Raw genomic sequence first — 2,246 nt, forward strand, 5'->3', positions numbered from 1 at the left:
GGTCTCGCCGGGGAAGCAGACGATGAAGTAGGTCGACAGCGAGATGTCGTGCCTTATGGCCTTGAGCTTGCGCACCGTGCTCTTGTATTCCATGGCGGTGTAGCCGCGCTTCATCGCCATCAGGATGCGGTCGCTGCCATGTTGCACCGGCAGGTGCAGGTGGCTCACCAGCTTGGGCACCTTGGCGTAGGTGTCGATCAGGCGCTGGGTGAACTCGTTGGGGTGGCTGGTGGTGTAGCGGATGCGCTCGATGCCCGGGATGTCGGCCACGTACTCGATCAGCATTGCAAAGTCGGCGATGTCTGACGTGCCGCCCATCGCGCCGCGGTAGGCGTTGACGTTCTGGCCCAGCAGCGTCACTTCCTTGACGCCCTGGTCGGCCAGGCCGGCGACCTCGACCAGCACGTCCTCGAACGGGCGGCTGACCTCTTCACCGCGGGTGTAGGGCACCACGCAGTAGCTGCAGTACTTGCTGCAGCCTTCCATGATGGACACGAAGGCCGAAGCACCCTCCACGCGCGCGGGCGGCAGGTGGTCGAACTTCTCGATCTCGGGGAAGCTGATGTCCACCTGCGGCTGGTTCAGCCGGTCGCGCGCCGTGAGCATCTCGGGCAGGCGGTGCAGCGTCTGCGGTCCGAACACCACGTCCACGTACGGCGCTCGCTTGATGATCTCGGCGCCTTCCTGGCTGGCCACGCAGCAGCCCACGCCGATCAGCACGCCCTTCTTTTTCAGGTGCTTGACGCGGCCGAGGTCGCTGAACACCTTCTCCTGCGCCTTCTCGCGCACCGAGCAGGTGTTGAACAGGATCAGGTCCGCCTCTTCGGGGTCCTGGGTTTTTTCGAAGCCCTCGGCGGCGCCGAGCACGTCGGCCATCTTGTCCGAGTCGTACTCGTTCATCTGGCAGCCGAAGGTTTTGATGAAGACTTTTTTCATGATGTGTCTACCCCCTGCGCCGCTGACGCGGCTTCCCCCTAAGAGGGGGACCGCACTGGCGGCCCGGCTAAGCCGGTTCCACGGCGCGCCTGGGCTTGGGGGCCTGTTGGGTTAGGGGTTATTCGCCGGCGCGTTTGCGCTTCAGGGCGGCTTCGGCTTCGGTCAGGATCCACACGTCGTGGACCATGCCGTGGTGTTCCACGGTGTAGTTCACCGTCAGTTCCTGGCCGACGATGGCGCCCGACATGACCAGCAGGTTGTTCGGGCCCTTGATGCGGGAACCTGGCGATAGCTGGGCCGCCTTGCCGTCCATGGTGATGACCGGGGGCTGGGTCACCACCAGGGTGCCGCGCAGGGCGTTGGCGGGGAAATTGCGCACCGGCGCGGTCTGGGCCAGCGCGGGCAGGGCGGTCAGCGCCAGGGCCGCGAGGGCCAGGCGCCGGGGCAATGAAAAGGTCGTGGTGCAGCGGTTCATGGTGTAGATCCAGAGGCTGTGGAGCGGCATCTTTTGCGGATGCTGCGGGGTGGCGGATTGTCGCATGGCCCGGCACAGGCCCGGGTCTTTGGGCGGGCGCGGATACTCGCGCCTCTGCCCGCTCCACGCCATGAGTTACCGCATCGTCTGGTTCAAGCGCGACCTGCGCCTGCACGACCACGCCCCGCTGGTCGAGGCGGCGCGCGCCGGGCCGGTGCTGTGCCTGTACGTCGTCGAGCCTGATCTGTGGGCGCAGCCCGACGCCTCGGCCCGGCAATGGGGCTTTGTGCGCGAGAGCCTGCGTGACCTGCGCCGCGCGCTGGCCGAACGAGGGGCGCGCCTCCATGTCGTGGTGGGCGACGTGGTCGCAGTGCTGAATCGACTGCACGCGCTGCAACCTTTCGAGGCGCTGCACGCCCATGAAGAAACCGGCAACGGCTGGACCTACGAGCGCGACCGCGCGGTGGCCCGCTGGTGCCGCGCGCACGGGGTGGCCTGGCGCGAATGGCCGCAGAACGGCGTGGTGCGCGGCCTGCGCGAGCGCGATGGCTGGCAGACGCGGCGCGATGCCTTCATGGCCGGGCCGGTGGCCGAGGCGCCGCCGGACTGGATCAACGTGGACCTGCCCTGGGACGAACCGCCGCCGCGCGACGCACTCGCGGCCGTGCTGACCGATGTCGACGCGCCGCAGCGCCAGCGCGGTGGCCGCACCGAGGGCCTGCGCGCGCTGCAGCGCTTCCTGGCCGGTGGCGGCGCCGACTACCGGCGGGGCATGTCTTCCCCGCTGACCGCGCCAGATGCGTGCTCGCGCCTCTCGCCCCACCTGGCCTGGGGC

Annotated in this window: 3 protein-coding genes; 1 reads left to right on the forward strand and 2 read right to left on the reverse strand. The window is 68.4% G+C overall.

The features are described 5' to 3' along the window. Positions 1-939 (reverse strand): tRNA (N6-isopentenyl adenosine(37)-C2)-methylthiotransferase MiaB (gene miaB / locus ACR2JA_RS05455; RefSeq protein WP_434008098.1); only part of this gene is annotated, 939 nt, incomplete at its 3' end. A 115-nt stretch (positions 940-1,054) separates the two neighbouring features. Next, positions 1,055-1,411, reverse strand: a complete 357-nt coding sequence (locus tag ACR2JA_RS05460; RefSeq protein ID WP_434008096.1) for a hypothetical protein — start codon at positions 1,409-1,411, stop codon at positions 1,055-1,057. Between the two features lie 130 nt (positions 1,412-1,541). On the opposite strand from ACR2JA_RS05460, the gene ACR2JA_RS05465 reads away from it, so the two are divergent. Beyond that, positions 1,542-2,246: deoxyribodipyrimidine photo-lyase (locus tag ACR2JA_RS05465; RefSeq protein ID WP_434008097.1), on the forward strand; the 705-nt coding region annotated here is incomplete at its 3' end.

This window comes from Hydrogenophaga sp., assembly GCF_051007235.1.
Classification (GTDB): domain Bacteria; phylum Pseudomonadota; class Gammaproteobacteria; order Burkholderiales; family Burkholderiaceae_C; genus Hydrogenophaga.